The 21,125-nt window shown below is 46.6% G+C and carries 14 protein-coding genes; 3 read left to right on the top strand and 11 right to left on the bottom strand.

Translation table 11 applies throughout. From position 1 onward, the window contains the following. Positions 1–4 precede the first annotated feature (4 nt). The 4 genes from AC2TDN_RS01060 to AC2TDN_RS01045 all read right to left on the bottom strand — a co-directional run bounded on the left by AC2TDN_RS01060 (position 5) and on the right by AC2TDN_RS01045 (position 3,381). On the bottom strand, positions 5–145 hold the full coding sequence (locus tag AC2TDN_RS01060; protein WP_484686743.1) for a hypothetical protein: 141 nt from the start codon (positions 143–145) through the stop codon (positions 5–7). Positions 146–226: 81 nt separating this feature from the next. Beyond that, complete coding sequence (locus AC2TDN_RS01055; protein ID WP_482065124.1) at positions 227–679, bottom strand: GNAT family N-acetyltransferase; 453 nt, start codon at positions 677–679, stop codon at positions 227–229. 86 nt (positions 680–765) lie between these two features. After that, on the bottom strand, positions 766–2,292 hold the full coding sequence (locus AC2TDN_RS01050) for an ATP-binding protein (protein ID WP_482065125.1): 1,527 nt from the start codon (positions 2,290–2,292) through the stop codon (positions 766–768). A 252-nt stretch (positions 2,293–2,544) separates the two neighbouring features. Then, positions 2,545–3,381 carry a lysophospholipase gene (locus AC2TDN_RS01045; protein WP_484686742.1) on the bottom strand — a complete coding sequence of 279 codons (837 nt, stop codon included), beginning with the start codon at positions 3,379–3,381 and terminating at the stop codon, positions 2,545–2,547. 63 nt (positions 3,382–3,444) lie between these two features. Between AC2TDN_RS01045 and AC2TDN_RS01040 the strand changes: the two genes are divergently transcribed. Beyond that, positions 3,445–4,701 (top strand): BaiN/RdsA family NAD(P)/FAD-dependent oxidoreductase, encoded by a 1,257-nt coding sequence (locus AC2TDN_RS01040; protein WP_484686741.1) that lies wholly within the window; start codon positions 3,445–3,447, stop codon positions 4,699–4,701. Between the two features lie 78 nt (positions 4,702–4,779). Here the strand turns inward: AC2TDN_RS01040 and AC2TDN_RS01035 are convergent, their stop codons facing one another. Then, positions 4,780–5,190, bottom strand: a complete 411-nt coding sequence (locus AC2TDN_RS01035) for a hypothetical protein (RefSeq protein WP_482065128.1) — start codon at positions 5,188–5,190, stop codon at positions 4,780–4,782. 179 nt (positions 5,191–5,369) lie between these two features. Here AC2TDN_RS01035 and AC2TDN_RS01030 point away from each other — a divergent pair, with 179 nt between their 5' ends. Beyond that, a complete protein-coding gene (locus tag AC2TDN_RS01030; RefSeq protein ID WP_484686740.1) occupies positions 5,370–6,275 on the top strand; it encodes a helix-turn-helix domain-containing protein in 906 nt (301 codons plus the stop codon). 24 nt (positions 6,276–6,299) lie between these two features. Here AC2TDN_RS01030 and xylB read toward each other — a convergent pair whose 3' ends face one another. Both xylB and xylA read right to left on the bottom strand, forming a co-directional pair. Next, positions 6,300–7,796: a xylulokinase gene (gene xylB, locus AC2TDN_RS01025; RefSeq protein WP_484686739.1), complete on the bottom strand. Its 1,497-nt coding sequence runs from the start codon at positions 7,794–7,796 to the stop codon at positions 6,300–6,302. Between the two features lie 21 nt (positions 7,797–7,817). After that, on the bottom strand, positions 7,818–9,131 hold the full coding sequence (gene xylA / locus AC2TDN_RS01020; protein WP_169083557.1) for a xylose isomerase: 1,314 nt from the start codon (positions 9,129–9,131) through the stop codon (positions 7,818–7,820). Between the two features lie 230 nt (positions 9,132–9,361). Between xylA and AC2TDN_RS01015 the strand changes: the two genes are divergently transcribed. Beyond that, positions 9,362–10,522, top strand: a complete 1,161-nt coding sequence (locus AC2TDN_RS01015) for an ROK family protein (protein WP_484686738.1) — start codon at positions 9,362–9,364, stop codon at positions 10,520–10,522. 59 nt (positions 10,523–10,581) lie between these two features. Here AC2TDN_RS01015 and AC2TDN_RS01010 read toward each other — a convergent pair whose 3' ends face one another. The 4 genes from AC2TDN_RS01010 to AC2TDN_RS00995 form a co-directional block, all read right to left on the bottom strand. Beyond that, a complete protein-coding gene (locus tag AC2TDN_RS01010) occupies positions 10,582–17,019 on the bottom strand; it encodes an Athe_2463 domain-containing protein (RefSeq protein WP_484686942.1) in 6,438 nt (2,145 codons plus the stop codon). A gap of 59 nt (positions 17,020–17,078) precedes the next feature. Further along, the gene (locus AC2TDN_RS01005) at positions 17,079–18,071 is read right to left on the bottom strand and encodes an S-layer homology domain-containing protein (protein WP_484686737.1); all 993 of its coding nucleotides are present in this window, start codon (positions 18,069–18,071) and stop codon (positions 17,079–17,081) included. Positions 18,072–18,382: 311 nt separating this feature from the next. Next, positions 18,383–19,627: an MFS transporter gene (locus AC2TDN_RS01000; protein WP_484686736.1), complete on the bottom strand. Its 1,245-nt coding sequence runs from the start codon at positions 19,625–19,627 to the stop codon at positions 18,383–18,385. A 34-nt stretch (positions 19,628–19,661) separates the two neighbouring features. Continuing rightward, positions 19,662–20,999 carry a DUF2087 domain-containing protein gene (locus tag AC2TDN_RS00995; protein ID WP_484686735.1) on the bottom strand — a complete coding sequence of 446 codons (1,338 nt, stop codon included), beginning with the start codon at positions 20,997–20,999 and terminating at the stop codon, positions 19,662–19,664. Positions 21,000–21,125: the final 126 nt, after the last annotated feature.

Here is a 21,125-nt window from a genome sequence, read left to right as displayed (position 1 = left end):
CGTACTAGATAGACGGACGGTTAGGTCCATCCAGCTTTTTGTCAAAACCAGCGGACTCTGGCGACTTGCCCTTATCTTCCGCGTTTTTTGCAGCCTGCTGCGCTTGCTCAGCCGAACGGTTTTTTCCTTCATTTTGCTGTGACAATGCCAACGCCTCCTCCCAACATACTCATAACCTATAATGCGGGTTATCGTTCAAGGGTAGTATGCGACAATCGTTCCTTCCTTATAAATCCTGAGAGAGACGCACCATATCGACAACCTGAATCCCATTCTCATAAATCGATTCCGAATAATGCCTGACAAAAAAATCGCGGTCAATGCTCGTCATTCTAAAACCGCATTTCTGATAAAGGGCAAGCTGGGCCATACCCGAATTTCCGGTCCCAATTTCGATCGTTTTATAGCCTTGAAGCGCTGCATTCTGAATCGCATGCTTTACCAGCTGTTTCCCTATTCCCTTTCCTTGCTCGGGCTCAGCGACTGCAATATTCACGATTTCAACCGTGTCCGGCCTTGTTGGCAACAGAACATATTCACCGACAATTTCGTTATTTATTTCGGCGACGAAGCATTTACCACGCTTTAAATATTGGGAAACGAGCTGGATCGAAGGATCCGCGAGCAACAGCAGCTCCATCGGAGGCTGCTCAGCGTCAGTCAGCTTGCGAATATCCATCTTCAACACTCCTTACTTCTGTTTTTCTATGCAAAAGAACCGTAAATGAACAACATTCATTTACAGCCCAATTCAGGGTACTCCGCTTAACTGGCCTTCTCCTCTTGCAGGAAGAAGGTTACGACAAAAGCCGTTCCTTCGCCCTCCTTGGATTCCACGTCGATCCGTCCGTTATGGCGCTCCGCGATGCTGAGGCAAAGCGGCAATCCCAAGCCAGTACCCTGCGTTTTCGTAGAAAAAAACGGCTCGAACAAATGCTTCATCTGTTCAGGTGAGATTCCAATGCCTTGATCAGCAATTCGCATTTCTACTTTGCATTCATAATAGTTGGTGCTAATAAATAACGAACCTTTATCGCTCATCGATTCCATGCCGTTGCGGGCTAGGTTTAGAAACAGCTGCTTAATTTCTCTTTTGTTCATCATAATGAGCGGCAAATTCTCACAAAGCTCCACTTCAATCGTCTGGCCGCGCAAATTCGCGTCCGCATTGAGCAGCGGAATGAGATCGTAAATAATATCATGCAGCGATGACGGCTCCATCGTAAGCGCCCTATTCTGCGCCAGCGACAAAAAATCGCTAATAATCATATTCGCGCGGTCAAGCTCGTCAATGACGATTCGAAAATATTCCTGCTGATTATTCGGACTCCGTTCCTGAATGAGCTGGATAAAACCGCGAATGACTGCCATCGGATTGCGAATTTCATGCGTGATGCTTGCTGCCATCTGACCGACTAAACTGAGGCGCTCCATTCGGCCAACCTCATCCTTCAACTGACTCAGCTCCGTTATATCCTGTGCTATAAGCGCTGCTCCCGCATTTTGATCCGTCAGAGACGTTCGCAGCGAGATGGTCGTTAACAGCATTATTTTCTCGCCATCTGCAAACGGAACAAGCGAAGACTTCTTGCCATTAAGGGCTTGATTGAGCAGCTTGACACAAGCATCTCCGTATCCGCTCTGAAATACGAGCGGGAACGCAATTCCAAGCATCTGCTTTGCTTCATTATATTCTGGACGCAAGCTAAGCATCAGAGTCGCCATCTCGTTGGAATGTGTGATTTGTCCTTCACGATCAACGACGATCACGCCAAAGGACGTCTCGTTTATAAATTGCTGCAGCTTCTCCACTTCATTTCGATAATTAGCCGATACTCGCTTCACCTCATCATTGAGCAGCTTCTTTTCCTTTACGCTCTCAATCATGAAGATGGACAGCCAAGTGGCCGTTAATGAAGCGGATACAGATAGGATAAGAGCTATGACCATCCTATACGACCATGACACCTCGCTAAAGGAAATAAAGCCGATAATCGTAATGATGAAATAAAGCATTAATACAGACATCAATAGTATGCTCTTATACTCCTTGCGAAGTGCCGAAGCTCGTTGAAAAGGACGTATCGAAAACAGCATGAGCGTTACAAAACCGACGATGAAAATAATGAAGCTGACTATTTCCCATACGCTGTCCAGCATCGAAAATCTTATGGCTATATATATGAAGGTAAGTACAGTCAGTGTTGGCAGCCCTCCATAAAGCGAGCCAAGCAAATAAGGAATTAGCCGAAAATCAACATCGTAGCCGTATACATTTGTAGTTGTCAGCATACAAAGTATCATTGATATACTGCAAAAAATGCCCATAAACAGAGGCATACCCTTCCTGCCCTGCTCTTTATCATGCCAAAGTTGGAAGGCGAAAACAGGCAATAAGGATAAAATGAATTGTAACAGCAATTCCTTTAACACATCTGATCGGTTCCCCCTACTCGCGCTCTGAATGCATGCCTCATATTAAGTTAATAATTCATTACCGAGTATACGTATCTTTAATCCGATTAAAGCATAAAAGGCATCTATTTACAATTGCTCTTCAAGCCAATTTAACATTTCTAAAATCGCTTTCTCTCCTTCGATATCATTGTGAAGCTCATGCAATCCGCCATCCCAGCGTCTGAAGCGGCACTGCTCGCCAAGCGTTTCAGCTAATTGACTGCTTGCATCAAATGAAGTCACACGATCGGCAGTCCCATGCATAAGCAGCAAAGGAACCTGAAGATTTGCTGCATTAGCAAGCGCCCATTCTCCGCCAGCGCCTACCTCCGTAAAAGTATGGAGCGTAATTTTTGTATGACATAACGGATCCTCTACGATTGGCGCTGCCTGATCGTAGCCAGGGCGGTATAAATCAGCAGTTTTTAAGCCGGTCGATTGGTGCATCGTCGGAACAACGGCTGCGAGCTTGCGCCCGACCCACTCCATCGCCGGATGCGGCCTGAACGCCAGTTGCAGCCACGGACTTGTCAGAATGAGTCCTTTGATCGGCGGATGGAGTCGCAGCGCACAGTTAAGCGCCACATTGCCCCCCATGCTATGGCCGTATAAGAAAACAGGCAAGCCAGGGTGCCGTTTCCCAGCGGCTTCAATCATAAGAGCAGCATCGCTTGCAGCTGCGCCTATCGAAGGCAAATGCCCCCGCTTGCCAGTTGAGCGGCCGTGTCCGTGCTGGTCAATCGCAATAAGCGCAATTCCTGCATCCGTAAAGTGTGACGCCACATGCTTATACCGATCGCCATGCTCGCCCATTCCGTGCACAAGACAGACGACAGCTTTTATTTCATGCGCTTCGGGCTTCCATTCCCTCATAAATAATGTGGAGCCCTTTGCACCAGTTAATTGCCATTCATCACGCAGCATTATAACGCCGCCTTTCTTTTATGGTATTATATATACTACTAATAATATAGCAGGTGGAAATAGATGCAATATGATGTAATTGTTATTGGCGGAGGCTCAGCCGGGCTAATGGCCAGTATAGCCGCGAGCAAGGATGGCGCTATGGTGCTTCTTCTCGACAAAGGCGATAAATTAGGCCGCAAGCTAGGCATCTCGGGCGGCGGGCGATGCAATGTAACGAATAATAAAGATTTGGACGAGCTAATCAAGCATATTCCCGGCAATGGACGTTTTCTTCACAGCACCTTCTCGAATTTCAACAACAAGGACATTATCGCTTTTTTCGAAAACCTCGGAATTGCCCTAAAGGAAGAAGACAACGGGCGCATGTTCCCGGTATCGGACAAGGCTAAGACTGTCGTGGATACGCTTGTTAATCAGGTTCGTAACCAAGGTGTCAAAATCATATTAAACGCTCCTGTCGATCATATCATGTATGACGAAGGAAAAGTGACGGGTGTACGCATTAAATCCGGCGAGACGTTCATCAGCCGGAGCGTCATCGTCGCCTCTGGCGGCAAATCTGTCCCTCAAACCGGATCAACCGGCGACGGCTACGCTTGGGCGGAAAAAGCCGGACACTCGATTACGGAGCTATTCCCAACCGAGGTTCCGCTCACGTCGAATGAGCCCTTTATTACAAGCAAGGAGCTGCAGGGCTTATCGCTTCGCAACGTGGCGCTGTCGGTTTGGAGCCCTAAGGGGAAGCAAATTATTCAGCATTATGGCGATATGCTATTCACGCACTTTGGCATTTCAGGCCCTATCGTGCTGCGGTGCAGCCAGTTCGTGGTCAAAGCCTTAAAGCAGTTTAACACAGGCAATATCGAAGTAGCGATCGATCTTATGCCGGAGAAAAGCAAGGACGAGGTCTACAAGGAAACGCTGAGGCTCACCGAGCTCGAATCCAAAAAAACGATAAAAAATGTGCTTAAAGGCTATCTGCCCGAAAAAATGATTCCGATTCTGCTTCAGAAGGCCGGCTTGGCGGATAGCCTTACTTACGACAATATTCCAAAGCAGGATTGGATAGCGCTGTCCCAGCTCATTAAGCATTTTCCAATAAGAGTGTACGGCTCGCTTTCTATAGAAGATGCATTCGTAACGGGCGGAGGAATCAATTTGAAGGAGGTCGATCCAAAAACGATGCAGTCAAAGCTGATGGCTGGGCTGTATTTTTGCGGAGAGATATTGGACATTCATGGCTATACCGGAGGCTACAACATAACCGCAGCGTTTTCGACCGGCTACACAGCAGGCTTAAACGCCGTGCTTCGATAAATGCAGCAAAGGCTGTATCCATCGTCCCAGGACATTGGATACAGCCTTTTTATTATTGTTTATGTAACGAACAGGCAGCTAAATCCGCACATCACCCGAGAAATGGCCATATGTACCGGGATCAGGCAGAAACTCCTCGTTTAAATCCGCTTCATCGTCACGATTGTGCAGCTCCTCGGAAAATTCAGTATCTCCATAGGATGAAGCCCAATCCTCATTCACTAAATGAGCTGGAATGGCGATTGCATCAAGCGAATAAGCGCTGTCCGTTACAGCATCTGCATCGATTTGGGCTTGCTCGACAAGCTGTCCGCCATGCGATTGCGCGATCTCAAGGGCAGATGTCAGGTCGCTTCCCTCCAAATGCACATGCATGCGGCTCCCTTCATGAAGAACGGTCTCGTAGCCGAGCTCCCTCAGCGTCTCACAAGCAAGTGACGCGCTGCCTTCATCATTAAAATCAAATAATAAGGCTGAGTTAATAGACAATTGTATTCCTCCTTTTTCATTTTGTTTAGCGTGCCCAAACGCCGCAAAATCATGTTAAACACAAGTGATAAATCACATGTCATTCTTTATTCACAAAAAATGATGTAAATATGTTAGGTTTTATGACATAATCATTACATAAGGATTGGTATACGCTTTATGATGGGAAGGTGTCATCGATGAATCATTTATTTTATTTGCTTTCAGATCCCATGCTTATCGTCGAGCTCGACGAATCCCGCTGGTCTATTCGCGATGTCAATCAAGCGTTTGCAGTCTTTTCTGGCTTTAAAAAATCGGACCTCATGCAGCTCGACCCAACCACAATCATCTCAACGCAGACGTCAGGGTTTTCCTTCAAGGAAGCCGTTGATCAGCTCTCTGACGAGGATGCCTACTCACCACAGCTCGAATGCAAGCTTGTTACCAAAACATCAACTCCAGCGGATGTGCGCCTATCTTGCCGCAAGCTGCAGCTTGGAGAACGTATGGTTTATGTCATCATATGCAAGGATTTGCGCGAAGCCAAGTGGATCGACGAATATATTATGCACAATAAAATTATGGTCTCATCCATCGTAAATGAACGTTATTTTATTATGAACTTAAAACATTATTACGCGCCTGTGAAGCAGCCTTCTTCCTTGTATATAAACAAATCGATATTTGATCTCGTTGCAGACCACGATCAGAGTAGAATTAAACGGGTATTAGAATTTGCCAAAAATAATCGTACAGTCGAATCCATTGACTTTCAGCTTAAGTTTGATGACCGATATTACAGCGCCGATGCCGTTATCCAGCCTTTTTACAATGGCAATCGCAGCTTCAAAAACTTTGTTCTCATCTTGAAGAACCTGCATGTGAACAATCCGGAAGAGGACCCGTCGTACAAGCTCCGGCTGCTTATGCTAAGCAAAAACGTTTCCGTAACCTCTCTCGCGCAATCAACTTTAATCTCGCTTACGACCATTTCCAAAATACGCAACGGAAAAATTAAAAAACCCCAGCGCCTAACGGCTGAATTGATTGCCGGAGAGCTGGGTGTGAGACCTGAAACGATATGGAGCAGCTTTAAGCGGTAAATATCTGCTCTTAGCTCTCCATGATCAGCCGCGATATGGCGCGAGCGCCTCGTTCAAACCGCGCGTCTGCTCATATACCTGCTGATATACCTTGAAGATGCCTGCGTATGCAGCAACCGCATCAGGCTGCGGTGAATACGAAGCCGCATGCTTCACGAATTTATCCGCACATGATTCCAAGCTGTCAAACCAGCCGCTGCCGTAAGCAGCCAGCATAGCTGCGCCTAAGCCTGGACCCTGCTCATTCTCGAGCGCTACGACCGTCGCGTCAAAAATATCGGCTTGCATTTGAAGCCATACCGGATTTTGCGCGCCTCCGCCGATGGATATGACAGTATCGACCGTTTTGCCGGCCCGTCTGAACATATCGACCGACTCGTTGAGCGAGAAGGTAATGCCCTCCATCACCGCACGCGCAAAGTGAATGCGCTCATGCGAGCCGTCAACGCCGATAAAGCTCGCGCGAATAACGGAATTCGCATGCGGCGTGCGTTCGCCAACGAGGTAAGGCGTGAACAGCAGTCCGCCCGCTCCCGGCTTCACAGCTCCTACTCCTTCAAGCAATTGGTCAAAGGATTCGTTTGGCGCGAACGTTTTCTTAAACCAGCTAAGGCTGTAGCCAGCAGCTAGTGTAACGCCCATCGCGTAGAAGGAATCCTCTTTGCCATGGTTAAAGAAATGCACCTTGCCCGCAAAACCCTTCGATTTATCATTCTCATAGGATAGAATAACGCCCGATGTGCCAATGCTGCAAAGCGTCAAACCTTCGGACAGGATACCCGATCCAATCGCTCCGCATGCGTTGTCCGCGCCGCCCGCAAACACTTTAGTTGCTGCTTGCAAACCTGAGCGCTCAGCAAACTGCGGCAGCAGCGTTCCGACTAGTCCATGAGACTCGACAAGCGGCGGACAGAAGCTAGCTGGTAGAGCAAAGGCATCAAGCACCTCGCTGCTCCACGCTTTGCCGGCCACGTCTAGAAGGAGCGTGCCTGCTGCATCGGAATAATCCATATGAACCTCGCCGGTAAGCCGGTAGCGGAGATAATCCTTTGGCAATAGGAACAGCTTTGCCTTCGCAAATGCTTCCGGCTCATTCTCACGAACCCATAGCATCTTCGGCAGCGTAAAGCCCTCTAGTGCCGGATTGCGAGTGATGCTAAGAAGCTTATCGCCAAGTGTACGCTCGATTTCACGGCATTGCTGCGTCGTACGCGTATCATTCCAGAGTATCGCATTCCGAACGGGATTGCCTTCTTCGTCCAGCAAGACAAGCCCGTGCATTTGGCCGGAGAAGCTGATGCCTTCAATTGCGCCGGCATCGATGCCAGCATTAGAAGTCAGTTCTCTCAGCGCTTCAATCGTCCCGTCCACCCAATCATCTGCACGCTGCTCGCTCCACCCCGAACGTTCATGGAGAAGCGGGTAGCTGCGAGATGCTTCCGCGGCTACCGTGCCATTGCGGTCAACGAGCAGCACCTTGACTGCGCTCGTTCCTAAATCTATCCCAATAACATAGCTCATTTGGCTGTAATCCTCCCGACCTTAAACGCTGAAAATAACTTCGCTCAGTACGAGGCGAATCCGCTCTTGACGGCCTGACTCGTTTTTGATCGGATTGTTTTGAAGCGCATATTGCTCAAGCGATGCAAGCGTCGCTTTGCCGGACACGACTTCTGCGCCGATGCCTTCTTTGAAGCTGCGGTAGCGGTTATCGACGATATTGTCGAGAATTTTCTCTTCTGTCAATTTCGCAGCTGCTTTCAGCCCCCATGCGAAGCTGTCCATACCCGCAATATGTGCTAGGAACAGATCTTCCGCTTCGAATGAGCCGCGACGAACTTTTGCGTCGAAGTTAATGCCGCCGCGGCCGATGCCGCCAGCTTTCAACACTTCAAACATCGTCAGCGTAGTCGAGTAAAGATCAGTAGGGAATTCATCCGTATCCCAGCCGAGCAATAGATCGCCTTGGTTCGCGTCAAGCGATCCGAGCATGCCGTTGATAGCCGCTGTACGAATTTCGTGCTCAAACGTATGGCCTGCTAGCGTTGCATGGTTCGCTTCAAGGTTCAGCTTGAAGTGATCTTTTAAGCCGTATTTTTGCAGGAATGAGATCGTTGTAGCCGCATCAAAATCATATTGGTGTTTCGTTGGCTCTTTTGGTTTCGGCTCGATCAAGAATTGAGCGTCAAAGCCGATTTCCTTCGCATAAGCAATTGCCATGTGGTACAAGCGGGCAAGGTTATCAAGCTCAAAGCCCATATCTGTGTTAAGCAGCGTTTCGTAGCCTTCACGGCCGCCCCAGAATACGTAGTTTTCTGCGCCAAGCTCTTTACCTACTTCAAGCCCTTTTTTCAACTGTGCGCCTGCATAGGCATAAACATCAGCGTTGACAGCTGTTCCAGCGCCATGCACATATCGCGGGTTCGAGAACATGTTAACCGTGTTCCAAAGCAGCTTTTTGCCCGAGGACTTCATGTTGTCCTTCAATAGAGCCACGATCACGTCGAGGTTTTTGTTCGTTTCCTGCAGCGTTTCGCCTTCCGGCGCAATGTCCACGTCATGGAATGCGTAGAAAGGAATGTTCAATTTATTCATAAATTCAAAATTGGCTTCAACGCGCGCTTTCGCACGGTCAAGGCCGCTATATTGATCCCAGCCGCGAACCATAGTAGGTGCGCCGAAAGGGTCTGTACCATTTGCATTAAACGTATGCCAATAGGCAACCGCGAAGCGAAGGTGCTCTTCCATCGTTTTGCCTAAAATAACTTGATTAGGATCGTAATGTTTGAATGCCAGCGGATTGTCCGAGCCCTTGCCTTCAAACTGGATTGTGTTGATATTTTTAAAATAGCTCATAGAAAATAAAATCCTCCTTCACGGAATTCGATATTTTTGTTAGTGCTTACATTTAGAATAACATGCCTCAACTTAGTTTGTCTATTAAACAAACTAAGATTTTGTGTTACACTAGCCATAACTTATTTCCAGCTTATATCTCCTTAAGGATGATGCATTTCTAACTACCTCCTTAACCGGCATTTCGTGCTACAATGATAAATATCGTGACTTGGACGGAGGCTTCCAGTATGAAAGTAAAACCAACAGGAGACTTAGCGCTCATCAAAAAAATAAACACGGCTATCGTGCTCGAATCCGTACTGAAGCATGCGCCGCTCTCGCGAGCGCAAATATCAGAGCTAACCGGACTTAATAAAGCGACGGTATCCAGTCTCGTTCAAGATTTGATCGACAACCATCTTGTTTTGGAAAATGGGCCAGGACAATCGAGCGGCGGACGCAAGCCTGTCATGCTGTTATTTAATGGAACCGCAGGATACGCTGTCGGCATTGATCTTGGGGTTAATTATATACGCGGCATGCTGGTCGACTTGGAAGGGAAGGTAGTTGCAGAGCATCAGAGCAAGCTCAAGCAGCAGGATGCCGAGCATGTCATTGGGCAGCTGGAAGCATGCATTGAGCTGCTTATCAATGAAGCGCCCGAAAGCCCTTATGGCGTTGTCGGCATCGGAGTAGGCGTACCAGGCATCGTTGACGATAACGGAACGATTCTGTTTGCTCCGAATTTAAAGTGGCGTCAGGTGGAGCTGCAGTCGCAGCTTGAGGAGCGCTTCAAGCTGCCGGTAACGATAGACAATGAAGCAAACGCAGGCGCTCAGGGCGAACAGAAATATGGCGCAGGGCGCGGCATTCCAAACCAAATTTACGTCAGCGTTGGAATCGGAATCGGAACGGGAATTATTTTGAGCAAGGAGCTGTACAAAGGAGCTTCCGGTTTCTCCGGCGAGCTAGGCCATCTCTCGATTGAGTATGACGGCAAACCTTGCAGCTGCGGCAATCGCGGGTGCTGGGAGCTGTATGCATCTGAGAATGCTTTGCTTGAGCGCGCGGCATCGCTGGGCTTCGAAAATTTAGAGGAGCTGCTCCTCGCAGCGGCTGCTGGAGATGAGCGCGTGATCGAGCTTATAGGCTCGGTTGGCGACTATTTGGGCGCGGGCATTGCGAATATCGTCAACGTGTTTAATCCGAATGTCGTTATCATCGGCAACCGCATGAGCCGAGCCGCCGAATGGTTGGAACCAGCCGTACAAGCAGCTGTCGATCAGCGTACGCTTCCGTATCACCGTGAGCGAATGCGCATCCTTTTCGCAGAGCTTCAGGATCAATCCGCTGTCAGAGGGGCTGCATATTACGCCATTAGCAGGTTTTTCACAAAAATTAAAAGCTAAATAGGAAGCAGGAGCTGCCCCGTCGTCTTTTGAGACCAATCGGGACAGCTCCTGTTTGTTTATTGGACACGATGAACGCCCACGGTATTCAGCGCATTCCCATCCATTGATACTTCGACAACCGTCTCCTTGATGGTCCCATTCGAGTAGTAAGCTGTAAATATAAACTGAAGTTTTCCTTGCTCGAGCTCTGCAAAAGCATGATCCCAAAGCTCGCCGCTCCAGCTCGTTTGCGCTGCATTGCCCTTATCTAGCGCTTCTGCATAGCTCGACATCTTAACTTCGACCCGCTCAGCCTTCGTCGCTGTTCCTGTCAACGTCGTATCCGCCTCCAGCACAAACTTCTCGCCAGCCCAAAAAACCGAATAACCGCGCGGAGAATCAGGTCTTCCTGTCTTGTCCAAATTGTAATCAATCCGTCGCTCATCCCATAGATCCGTATGCTTCACAAATCCCGTAACATGAAGCGGCAGCACCTGCACCTGCTTGGTTATGCTAACCGGATCGGCAATCCCGTCGCTTACCATAATCTTCATGCTCCAGACACCTGCCGCTGCTAGCTTTAGAGAAGGACCTCTTGCCGGATAGGTTGGTCCATTGACCGTGTAGGAATAGCTGCTTTTGACTCCCAACGGGCTCGTCAGCTCATAAGCAATCGAAAGCGCATTGCCGTCCGGATCAGCCGCATTTGAAGAAAAGGTGGTCAAATCTCCCTCGTAAACCGGCTTTGGCGACCAATCAAAATCTGCGGTCGGCGGACGGTTGGTCACAAAATGAATATACGCGTAGTGTCCTTCATTGCCAGCTTCGTCATAATCAAGAACGGTAAGACGATATTGCTGCCCGGCAGCTAAACCTGTTACCTGGTAGGACAGACGGTCTAGCGCTAGCGGGATGCTATACTCTTTTGTTCCATCATTGTTAAGATCAATATTGGCAATACTGCCATCTGCATTTACCTTTTGCAAGTAAAAGGTTCGAGTTGCATGTCCAGAGGATGGAGCAGCATCGCTAAATGCATTGAACTGCACCGTTACCGCGGTCGGTTCAACAAGCAGCTGTTCATCAACATCTGCCGGTTTAACCGTATCTACAAAGAAAAATCCATTGCTAGAGTACGGCCCCCATAAAAAGCTATCGTTTGCCCTGGCGCGCCAGTAATGCAGCCCTTCCGCTAGAGCTGTCGTTGTGTAGTTGGCTGTAGCTGTGGCCGCATTCGTGTCTACTACAGTTGCACCGCTTGATGCACGGAACACCTCGTAATCAATTGCAGCAATCGGATGATTCTCAGGATCAACAACAAATGTGCGCAGCTGAGGACGATTCGAATTAGTAAAAATCGGATTGTCTCCATCTGGTCCGTTATACGAGAGTAAATAAGTCGCAGGAGGCAAGTCTAGGACAAAGTATCGAACGTTGCTTACATTCGACCACACGCCTGCAGAGTACACTTGACCTTGTACTTTTACCACGCGGCCAGGTGTGATGGTTTCAGCCAACATTTGATAGCTTAGCGCATTGCCCTCATGTTCAATGTACAAAGCTGTCTCATTATTGTCTACATACGTCATGGATAGACGATAGCTCTCTTGCGGATTTCCCTCTGCATCAAAGTAAGACCATGTGATCGATGGTTCTTTGATTAGAACGGTTGGAGCTGCTGCCGTTACGCCTGCAGGGTACGTAATTGTCATGACAGGCTTGGTTTGGTTTATAGGAGGTAAACTATCTTTTAAGACGATGTACTCCCCCCAATAGGACCATGCGCCGTGTATGTCTCTTACTTGCTCCTGCACAATCAGCTCGACGCCCGGACGGTTGTAATACTCGCGTTTCCCTGCTGTCCATGTGCTTTCATCAGCCCAGCGTGTGCGGAATAGCTTGTCCGATAATAGATGTGCGATGTCAGGATCATAAGACGTATCATACGTTTCATAATCAAGCGATTCGCCTTCTGCGTACACTCGGCCTGTAAAACGCACGTCTGGCTGCGCTAGTGGTCTACGGTGGGCATAAATAATCTTTTTAACCGGCTGTGACCATTTGCGATAGGAGGCTAATCCAGGATTATCCTGTCCGCGGAATGTAATCTCGTACGAGCCTGCTCGATCTAAAGCATTGATCGTGCTTGGGAAAGATTGACCATTATACGCACTTAGAGCATCAGGATTCTCGAAAAAGTTTGGGTTATGGCTATAACTCCATTCTTCAGCCCCCATCACATCTTTATCAATATCATTGAAGATTTTCTCATATAGGAGAGGTTCGTTTACTAGGACTGTTTCATACGTTTGTTCGGTGTACGTGTCACCATAATTTGTTATTTTCACACTAGAGAAGATTGCGTTTGACTGCCCCAGCGCCATAAAACCAGCCGATCCTTTCACATAAGTACCATCGGAAACCTCAAGCAGTTTAGCGTAATTCACATAGACGCGCTGGATGCCGTTGATGGATTCTACTTTGATCGGGTACGTATTGAATGCTGAACGTGCTAATGGTGTAGATTGCAAAAGCGTCTTGTTCCCGTTCACAACACGGTACATGGAAAGGGTATTATTGCTCCACTCCACCGAGTACATATTCCGTTCATTTTGAATCTGAAAGCCAGCACCGATTGTTTTGTCGTTTTTGATGTCGTTTACACTGACGTTAAATTCGAATGCGTAATTTTTCTTTATAGCATTTTGATCGTAAAGCAAGCCGCCCCATTCATCGCCAGATACGCTTATCGTGTTAGGATCAACAGGATTGATTCCGCTTTTGCCCGAAGTAGAGGCAAAAGGGATAACCACAAGGCTTTCGTCAGTTAGATGGAAAACATAGAGTGAACCATCCGGTAAAATAGGAGAATCTTCTTCAGAGCTATTAAAATACCCTGTAACGAGAGTTCCTTCACTTATTAAAACATTTTTTGTTATGTTAAATAAGCTGTAATACGAATGCGCATTATCTCCTCCGCTAGGTACATACCTTCTGTTTATGGAAAATAAATCGCCATTCGGTAGTTGTGATACTCGTACTGCATTTTTAAATGTATTAGGATCATAAGGACTCAAGATTTGCGTTCCGTCCTTTTTAAAAACAAGAGCATCAGCTCTGTTTCCAGTTACGAGTACGTCATCGTTTTTCATCACAAGTAAACGATTCGGTATTTCCTCTTCCCTTGTTGTATTGCTATAGGTTTGCCCTCCCGTTTTTACTAACGACAAGTTACTAGAATTATAGGTCTTAACTTGAAACGCTAAACGGTAATCGGAGGCTCTCACATAAGTAAATACATATAAATACTGTCCATCGTTCGATATGGATACAGGAGAAACTGTTGGAGCTGATCCCGAATACGCTGTAGTTGTACTAATAAGTCCTGAATCAAGTCTAATACCGTTCGGCGTAATCTTGGTCAATACACGTCCCGAAATATAGGCTGTGCCATCGTCCGTATAAGTTACGTTATAATTTGCTCCTTTTAACGGGATAATATTTCCATTCGCTTCCCATATCAATTGTTGGCTCTCGACCGAGTATTTATAATATTTCGTTTCAACCAATCTATCATCCCAATTAATATACTCAATGCCAATGATAACGTTTTTCAAATCAGGGGTTAGTTTATAGAGAACTAACTTTTGCTGCCTTCCGTCATTTACTATTGGAAAGCCGTTATCCTGCACAGTAGTACCTTGTGGATTTATGATTCGGTATCTGAATTGACTGTTTTCTGTCCAACTTACATGTAGTTGCTCGTCTTTTTGCATCCCAATAATAGTTTGATAATAAGGCGCTGGCTCTGTAACAGTAAGTGCTGGCCCTATAGGACTTCCTGTCTTTGCGTCTCGTTGATAGTAAGTAAACGTTTTGAGTCCGGTATCGATATCATAATAAATCTGTTGGTACGTATAGATTCGCTTGCCACCAAAGACGATAGGAACATATTCATGCTTACTCGTACCTCCACCGAAGAGCATCCATTGCGGTTTCGCCACAGTATCGGAAGCATAAGCATTTATATTACGAGAATTAAGTCCTGCACCGGCATCAGGATACTGTAAATTAAAGTTTGCTTGAACAGCATTTTTTGTCCGAACGTTAGAGTCGGCAAGCCATGCTAGTTTATCAGCATTACCGCCTACATATGGATTCTTTAATACCCATGACCGCAGGATCGATTGCGGTGCAAATTGCGTAATCGGCGGTGAACTATCTTCTCCTTGACCAGGCTGCTCCGTGATCCCGAATGCATTAAAATTGACTTCGGGTGCATAGTTCAAAATGTCCGTATTCGCTAGATTAGAACTGCCTTTTTTGCCGTAATCTTCCGTAACAATCGCGCGGTATTGTCTTTGGCCAACAGACGTATACGTAACGGTATGCGTTGTTTTATATACTCCGTTATAGAGTGTCGTCCATGGCTCTTCCTCAAAATTTCCATTGCCGTTCGAATCGTATCGCTCCTCAAGCATCAAGTGATTGATAGTATCTCCGTCTGGACTTTCCGCTTCCATATAGAGCATGAATGCGTTATTCCGATAGGATTCTTCTGGAGCTGTGATCTGAACGGTTGGCGGCATATCGGGAACAACACTCAGCGGCAGGGATGCCCAATCACTGAAACGGCCTGTCGTGTCGTAAACCTTTCCTTCCAGTATGTAATCCCCTAAAGCAAGATTATTGACCGTAGGGAAGCCGGAAACATAACTAGATCCACTTGCAGGCTTGTATCTTTTTTCTGATTTACTATGATCAATCGTTGCACCACGAAATTCGAGCGGCGTGTAGGAATCATTGAGATGAAACGGGACAGGAAATGGCCGACCTTCCGTGATCCGAGTCACCCCTGAGACAATGGCTACAGGCTTTGGATCAATTACCGTTAGTCGAGCCGATGTACTCATTGATCCTCGGTCATTGGTTCCTGTAAATTTGGCTGAATAATCGCCCACCGTGTTATAGGTTACATCTTTAAATTCAAGATTGCTCTTATTCGGAAGGACTGCTTCAAGTTCTGGCGAAAAGTCCCACTCAAAAGTATCGTAGCCGGAAGATGTGTTTAATAATGAAGACTTTTCCCCTGCAATAATCATATCCGGCACAAACCGAATAGCTAGATCCATCGGATTAGGGGTTGGTGAAGGGGGAGAGGTGGGCGTTGCTATAGGCGTGCTGCTCGGAGTTGGCGTTGCGCTTGGCTTCGGCGTAGCTGGAGCGGTTGACACGTTAACGATCAATTTTGCCCAGTCTGACACTTTGTTTTTGCTGTTGGTTACGCGAAGTTCAACAAGGTATTTTCCTAAAGTTGCAAAGTTATTTGTTAAAGGTTTTTTGTTGATGGTATTCCCGTTTGGTGTCTTGTATTTCCATTCGTAAAGCGTGATCGGTTCTTTGCCGGGTGAATAGGATAGCTTATCGTCCAGCTTGGGATCGAACGATGGTTTGATCGTAATTTCAGGCTCGGTTCGATGATCGCCCTGTAGGTGACTTATAATGGCGATTGGCGTTGTTGGTTCGTTTTTCTTGTTAAAAGCGATTTTGAATTCTTTTGTGTTGTTCGTCTCATTTGATTCAGCAACAGCTTCTCCAAAATCTGCTTTAGCGGTGAAGTTCTTAATACTGCTTGTGGTTGAGGAAACATTCACGGTAACTGTTTTAATCTGTCCAGGAGGTATGTTTGAAATGACTTCTGATTTGATGTTAGTTCCGATGATGCCTACTGTGAAAGGTCCGCTATTTTCATTACCTTTGTTCTCTGTTGTAATTTTAATCGGTACTGAATCACCAATCCACGCATCTGCCGGATTAATTACAGTTTTAATTAGAAGGTCAGGCTGTGTTTTTAAAATTAAATCGTCCAATGGAGGAATCTCAAACATCTCGTACCACCAAGATCCGTCCGGCTGCCAGATATTCCACATTTGAACCACGCCGGGACTAAATTTTGTAGGTACTTGTTGAAAGATGACGTATGGTTTTAGTGAATCTCCTGTCCATCCTTTACCTGTCCGTTTATTATAGCTCTTAAGGAAAGTCTCTGATTCATGATAGGGATCGATCATTTTTTCTAACCATCCCTTTGCATCAGGATCACGAGTTATATCAGGAGTTTCCTGTATATTTTTTTTCATTCCTACAGGTTCAATCCAAGGATTCTTAACCCAGTTCTTAGCTACATGTTTAGTTGCTCTTGAATCACTACGAAACTTCCAGTTACGGTAGACAACGCCATTAAGGTCATATCCAAGGTATCTCCACTGGCCTTGATCAAATTGATTTCCGGAGACATTGGCAGGCGTTCCATACACTACGGCATTTTTACCAAGCCCACATTTATTAGATAGATAATTGCCATTTAGTTTGAGCGTTCCTTTCCCGGTACTGATGGAAGTAGGAAGATCGTTCTGATCAATAAGAGCTTGTGCATCCGCATCATATGTTGCAGGTAATAGACAATCAGCTGCTCCAGCTGCTTGTAAAGGTCTTTGATACGAAATTGAAGTCATCATTAGGAGAAAAATTAAAAATATAATGATACTTTTATTGTATTTTCTCATCATATATTTCACTCTCCAACATGGATAACAACTCGCTTAGTATTAATACCTTTATAAGATTCAAATTTACGTCCATCATACTTAGTTGTAATATGCGAATTAGTATCAGAATCAGCTGACTTTGTAACCTTTAAATAAGATGCAATCGCCTTCTCATTTGATTTCGGGTAGTAGAATTTCAGCAAATCTTTTACCATTGCTTGATTGTCTGCTGTTGGATCTGCCACATTGATTACAGTCGTTTTAACATCTGCATAATATTCAACAGCAAGAGTGTGATCACTGAAAACATCCGATCCTTTGGAGTTAATTAATACGACCCCACTACCAGATCCACCATACGTAGTCTTTCCCTTAAAGCTAGGAAGAGATTGAATCAATGTATTCACTTGCTCCTTCGTTTTCGGATAAGCTGTCACTGGTTTTGGGGGATTCTTCACCGTCAACGTATTCGCAATCATCACCACAGCCTCCGCGCGGGTAGCATTCTTCTCCCCGCCCATCGTTCCATCGGGATAGCCCTTCATGATTTCTAGCTTTTTAACGACTGCCAAATAACCCGATTTAACTCCATCTGCATCCTTACCAAGCGCACGAATCGTCATGCGAGCGATCTCCTCACGCGTAATCGGTAAATTAGGCTCAAATGTATTTTCCTTATAATCGCCAACCTTAATAATCGATAGCTTCAATCCAGAAGCGATGTAAGAACGAAACCAGCCGGCATCATCCGCAAATGGCGTATCCGTGTCTTCTGCTTTGATTTTCAATGCGGCTATAAGCGATTTTAAAAATTCAGCCCGCGTTATGTTTGACTCTGGTTTAAAGGTTTTGGCATCATAACCATTGATCCAGCCCTGAGCAACTGCTGTATCAATCTCCTTTTTCGCCCAATGGGTCTTCGTATCTGTAAAAGCTGCTGCTGCAGCTGCTGCCTGCACGCTCATCAGCAATGTCACCAGTAAAGTTATCACTAGTATGACTCGTCCTATTTTTTGCATATTCAACCACTCCCATTTATATTGTTGACTTCTCTTAAAATACACATTTTTTTACAGCACAACATACCATTTCTTTCCGCCTATCCCTTTTCCCTTCTTTTATCCTCCCTTCCATCACCAGCTTTTGTCATTTTTCGACAGTCTCGCTTCTCCACCCTCAGCAGGCCCCTCTCCCAGAGACACTACCGATGCAGCACAAAAAAGCACGCCCCTCCCCCATCCGAGGGTGTAAGCGTGCTTCGCCATACGTCATATTCATTAAAATAGATGTTACTTCACAGAGGCAGAATCTGTCAATATCCTCCAATAGACTAATTGGTAGATTGAGCGACAAGCGGCTTATGCTTGAACAACGGGATTAGCAGCAGCATGCCCAAGAACATAATCGAACCTGCTACGATGTAGATGCCGACTAACGGGAATACCACCTTCAGCTGTCCGGAAACGAGCGTCATAATGACCATCATCCCCATAAACATCGGGGTAAGCACGCCATTAACTCGACCCGTATAGGATTCCTCCGACCACTGCAAAATCATCGTGCTAATACCGATTTGAATCATCGGGAAGCCTAGTCCGCTAATAAACTGCAGAACCAGCGTAATTGGAACACTCGTCGATAGTCCAGTGCCGATCATGCACAGCGAGCTAAGTACAAGGCCGAGTGCAAGCAGCTTTTGCGGCGCAATCTTTTTGGCAACGACCATGACCGCTCCGCCGCCAACTAGCATTGCAATTCCGTTGACCATCAACATATATTGTAAAAATTCTTTCGGCTGACCCAGTCGTTCAAGCACGATGAACAAGCCAAGCGTTTGGGCAATACCGACCGCCGTCCCAGCCAGAGCGAACGTTCCGCCCAGCGCCTTCAATACCGGACTGCGCCATACATAGTTAAATCCATCCTTAAGCTCCTGCCAAAATTGTCGTTTTGCAACTATTTCACTTTTCTCTACCTCACGGTCGCGAGGGATACGGAACAAGACGACAGCCGACAATAGAAAGGCTACGCCCATGACGCCGATCGAAATTTCAATGCCGAATTTTTGATAGGACATTACGCCAAGCGACGGCCCGAGCACCATGAAGATCGCAATAAGCGATTGGAACATCGCCATTGCAGATTGCAGCTGCTCCGCCGGAATATGCTGCTTAAACAGCTTCATGGCCGATGGCTGCGAGAACTGCGATAATATCGCGGACACGAATGTAGCTAAATAGACCATATGCCATGATCCATATAGAAGCGTAATCAGCACGATAAATACGGATAAGGCGGATAGGAAGTCGCACCAAATCATCGTTAGACGCGGTTTCCAACGGTCAGCAAACGTTCCGCCAATAAACGAGAATACGAAAATCGGCAAAAATTCCACAAACCCCATCAAACTAATCGCGAACGGATCTTCGTTCGTCTTATCTGTTACATACATCAAAATCGCAAAGTTGCGTACCCAAATCCCGATTTGCAGCAATACATTTGACAGCAAAATCGTTTGAAAAAACTTGTTGCGGAGCAAGCTATCTCCCGCTCCAGCTACCACTTTAGCAGACATACTCTTCCACACTCTCCCTCTTCAAAAATGTTTCTTAACCGTTGCCTTTATCGGCAAGGCCATGGTAGCCTTTTTCCCCGAAGGGCTGCAGCTTCTCTACCCACTGCTCCTTCAAATCTCCCACTCCCCGATTATATTGACGAACCAAATCAACGGGCTGACGGCCTACTGGGTCCAAAACGTCTTTATAATCATAACGAATCTTTTGCTCAAGTTTAACGGTCTCTAGTATGAGAAAAGAAAAATTTTCGCCGCCAAATTGCTTCCATTCCTTCTGAAGCTCACGATTCGGATGTGTATCCATATTAAGAACAAATTGTTCTTTTCCCCATAGCGCATCTAAATTAGTGGAGCCTCCCACATAGATTTTGCCATTGGCATTATTTTTTATCTGAAATACACCCATTGTCCGTTCGCGTTCCTGGTAATCAGCCGTCAGTTGCTTACGCCTTGCCTTATCCATTTTTGTTTCAACCTCCCGTACTTCCTCCTGCTTCTGCTCCTGCTTCTGCTCTTCCTTCGCCGCCTTTTTCTTCCCAGCCTTCCCTTGCTTGCCTGCCGAGGCTGCCTTCGGTACCGCCTGCTCCTGCTGCACTCCGCCTGCGTCCTTGATCCAATAAGTGCTGCCATCGTCCTTGCGGTCCAAGTAACCATATTCAATCAAGTAGCGGCGAAGCGTCGCGTAATCCTCTTCCCAGAAGGTGCTGAGCCGCGCATTCACTTCCTTCTCCGTATATCGGACCCCTCTCTCGAAATATGAAGCAATATGGCGCAGCAGCACAACTTTGCGCTTCTCTTTGCGCGGGAATGATTCCAGCGGGCCTTCCGGTCCATTCGGCAAATATTGCTTCAATAGCTCGTCATACTCAACCTCGGTAATCGCATATCGCTCATCCACCTGCTTCGCCGTGCGGTGCACGGGCACGAAGCGCGGCGCTGCAACGGCGCCTTCCTCCATCATTTCCATAATGGCGAGCAGCAGCTTCGCCTGCTTCGCCTTCTCCTTCAGCACGAACCGATGGTTTCGAATCGTCGAGGCGCTGCCCGCGCCCGTACGGCTCATCATCTCGGTATCGGACAAATGATCGGCAAACCCGCGGATGAGCTCTTTTTGCAAATCGGTTAAACCCGTCTGCTTCTTATCGAGCTCAAGCAAATAATCAAGCATGGAGCCATGCTCCTGCTTCACATGAAGCGCTGCATATTTGCGAGCCTCATACGAGCGTCCAGCTTGTGCGTCATGAAATATTTCGCCATCCTCGAAGCGCTCACCGCATATGAGGCAATAATAAAAGCCTTCCGCTTCCTCAAACACATAACCCTGTTTCAACTCTTCTATCGTCGATACCCAAAACCGTTCTTCATGATACATATGCAAACACCTCATTATTCCGTTTGTTAAATTTATAGACATTATATAATTTTGTTTGGTTTATTTCAATATATTAAATTTGCAAACAAAAAAAAGCCGCCCAAAGGAATACTCCTTCAAGCAGCT

Source organism: Paenibacillus sp. Y660 (assembly GCF_057221575.1).
This window is presented reverse-complemented; position numbering and strand designations above follow the sequence as displayed.

Excerpts from the sequence above, each read along its gene's own strand:
- AC2TDN_RS01030 (WP_484686740.1), top strand. The coding sequence starts at position 5,370 with ATGAATCATTTATTTTATTTGCTTTCAGATCCCATGCTTATCGTCGAG.
- AC2TDN_RS01050 (WP_482065125.1), bottom strand. The coding sequence starts at position 2,292 with ATGCTGACAACTACAAATGTATACGGCTACGATGTTGATTTTCGGCTA.
- AC2TDN_RS01000 (WP_484686736.1), bottom strand. The coding sequence starts at position 19,627 with ATGTCTGCTAAAGTGGTAGCTGGAGCGGGAGATAGCTTGCTCCGCAAC.
- AC2TDN_RS01055 (WP_482065124.1), bottom strand. The coding sequence starts at position 679 with ATGGATATTCGCAAGCTGACTGACGCTGAGCAGCCTCCGATGGAGCTG.
- AC2TDN_RS00995 (WP_484686735.1), bottom strand. The coding sequence starts at position 20,999 with ATGTATCATGAAGAACGGTTTTGGGTATCGACGATAGAAGAGTTGAAA.
- AC2TDN_RS01010 (WP_484686942.1), bottom strand. The coding sequence starts at position 17,019 with ATGACTTCAATTTCGTATCAAAGACCTTTACAAGCAGCTGGAGCAGCT.
- xylA (WP_169083557.1), bottom strand. The coding sequence starts at position 9,131 with ATGAGCTATTTTAAAAATATCAACACAATCCAGTTTGAAGGCAAGGGC.
- AC2TDN_RS01005 (WP_484686737.1), bottom strand. The coding sequence starts at position 18,071 with ATGCAAAAAATAGGACGAGTCATACTAGTGATAACTTTACTGGTGACA.
- AC2TDN_RS01045 (WP_484686742.1), bottom strand. The coding sequence starts at position 3,381 with ATGCTGCGTGATGAATGGCAATTAACTGGTGCAAAGGGCTCCACATTA.
- AC2TDN_RS01040 (WP_484686741.1), top strand. The coding sequence starts at position 3,445 with ATGCAATATGATGTAATTGTTATTGGCGGAGGCTCAGCCGGGCTAATG.
- AC2TDN_RS01015 (WP_484686738.1), top strand. The coding sequence starts at position 9,362 with ATGAAAGTAAAACCAACAGGAGACTTAGCGCTCATCAAAAAAATAAAC.
- xylB (WP_484686739.1), bottom strand. The coding sequence starts at position 7,796 with ATGAGCTATGTTATTGGGATAGATTTAGGAACGAGCGCAGTCAAGGTG.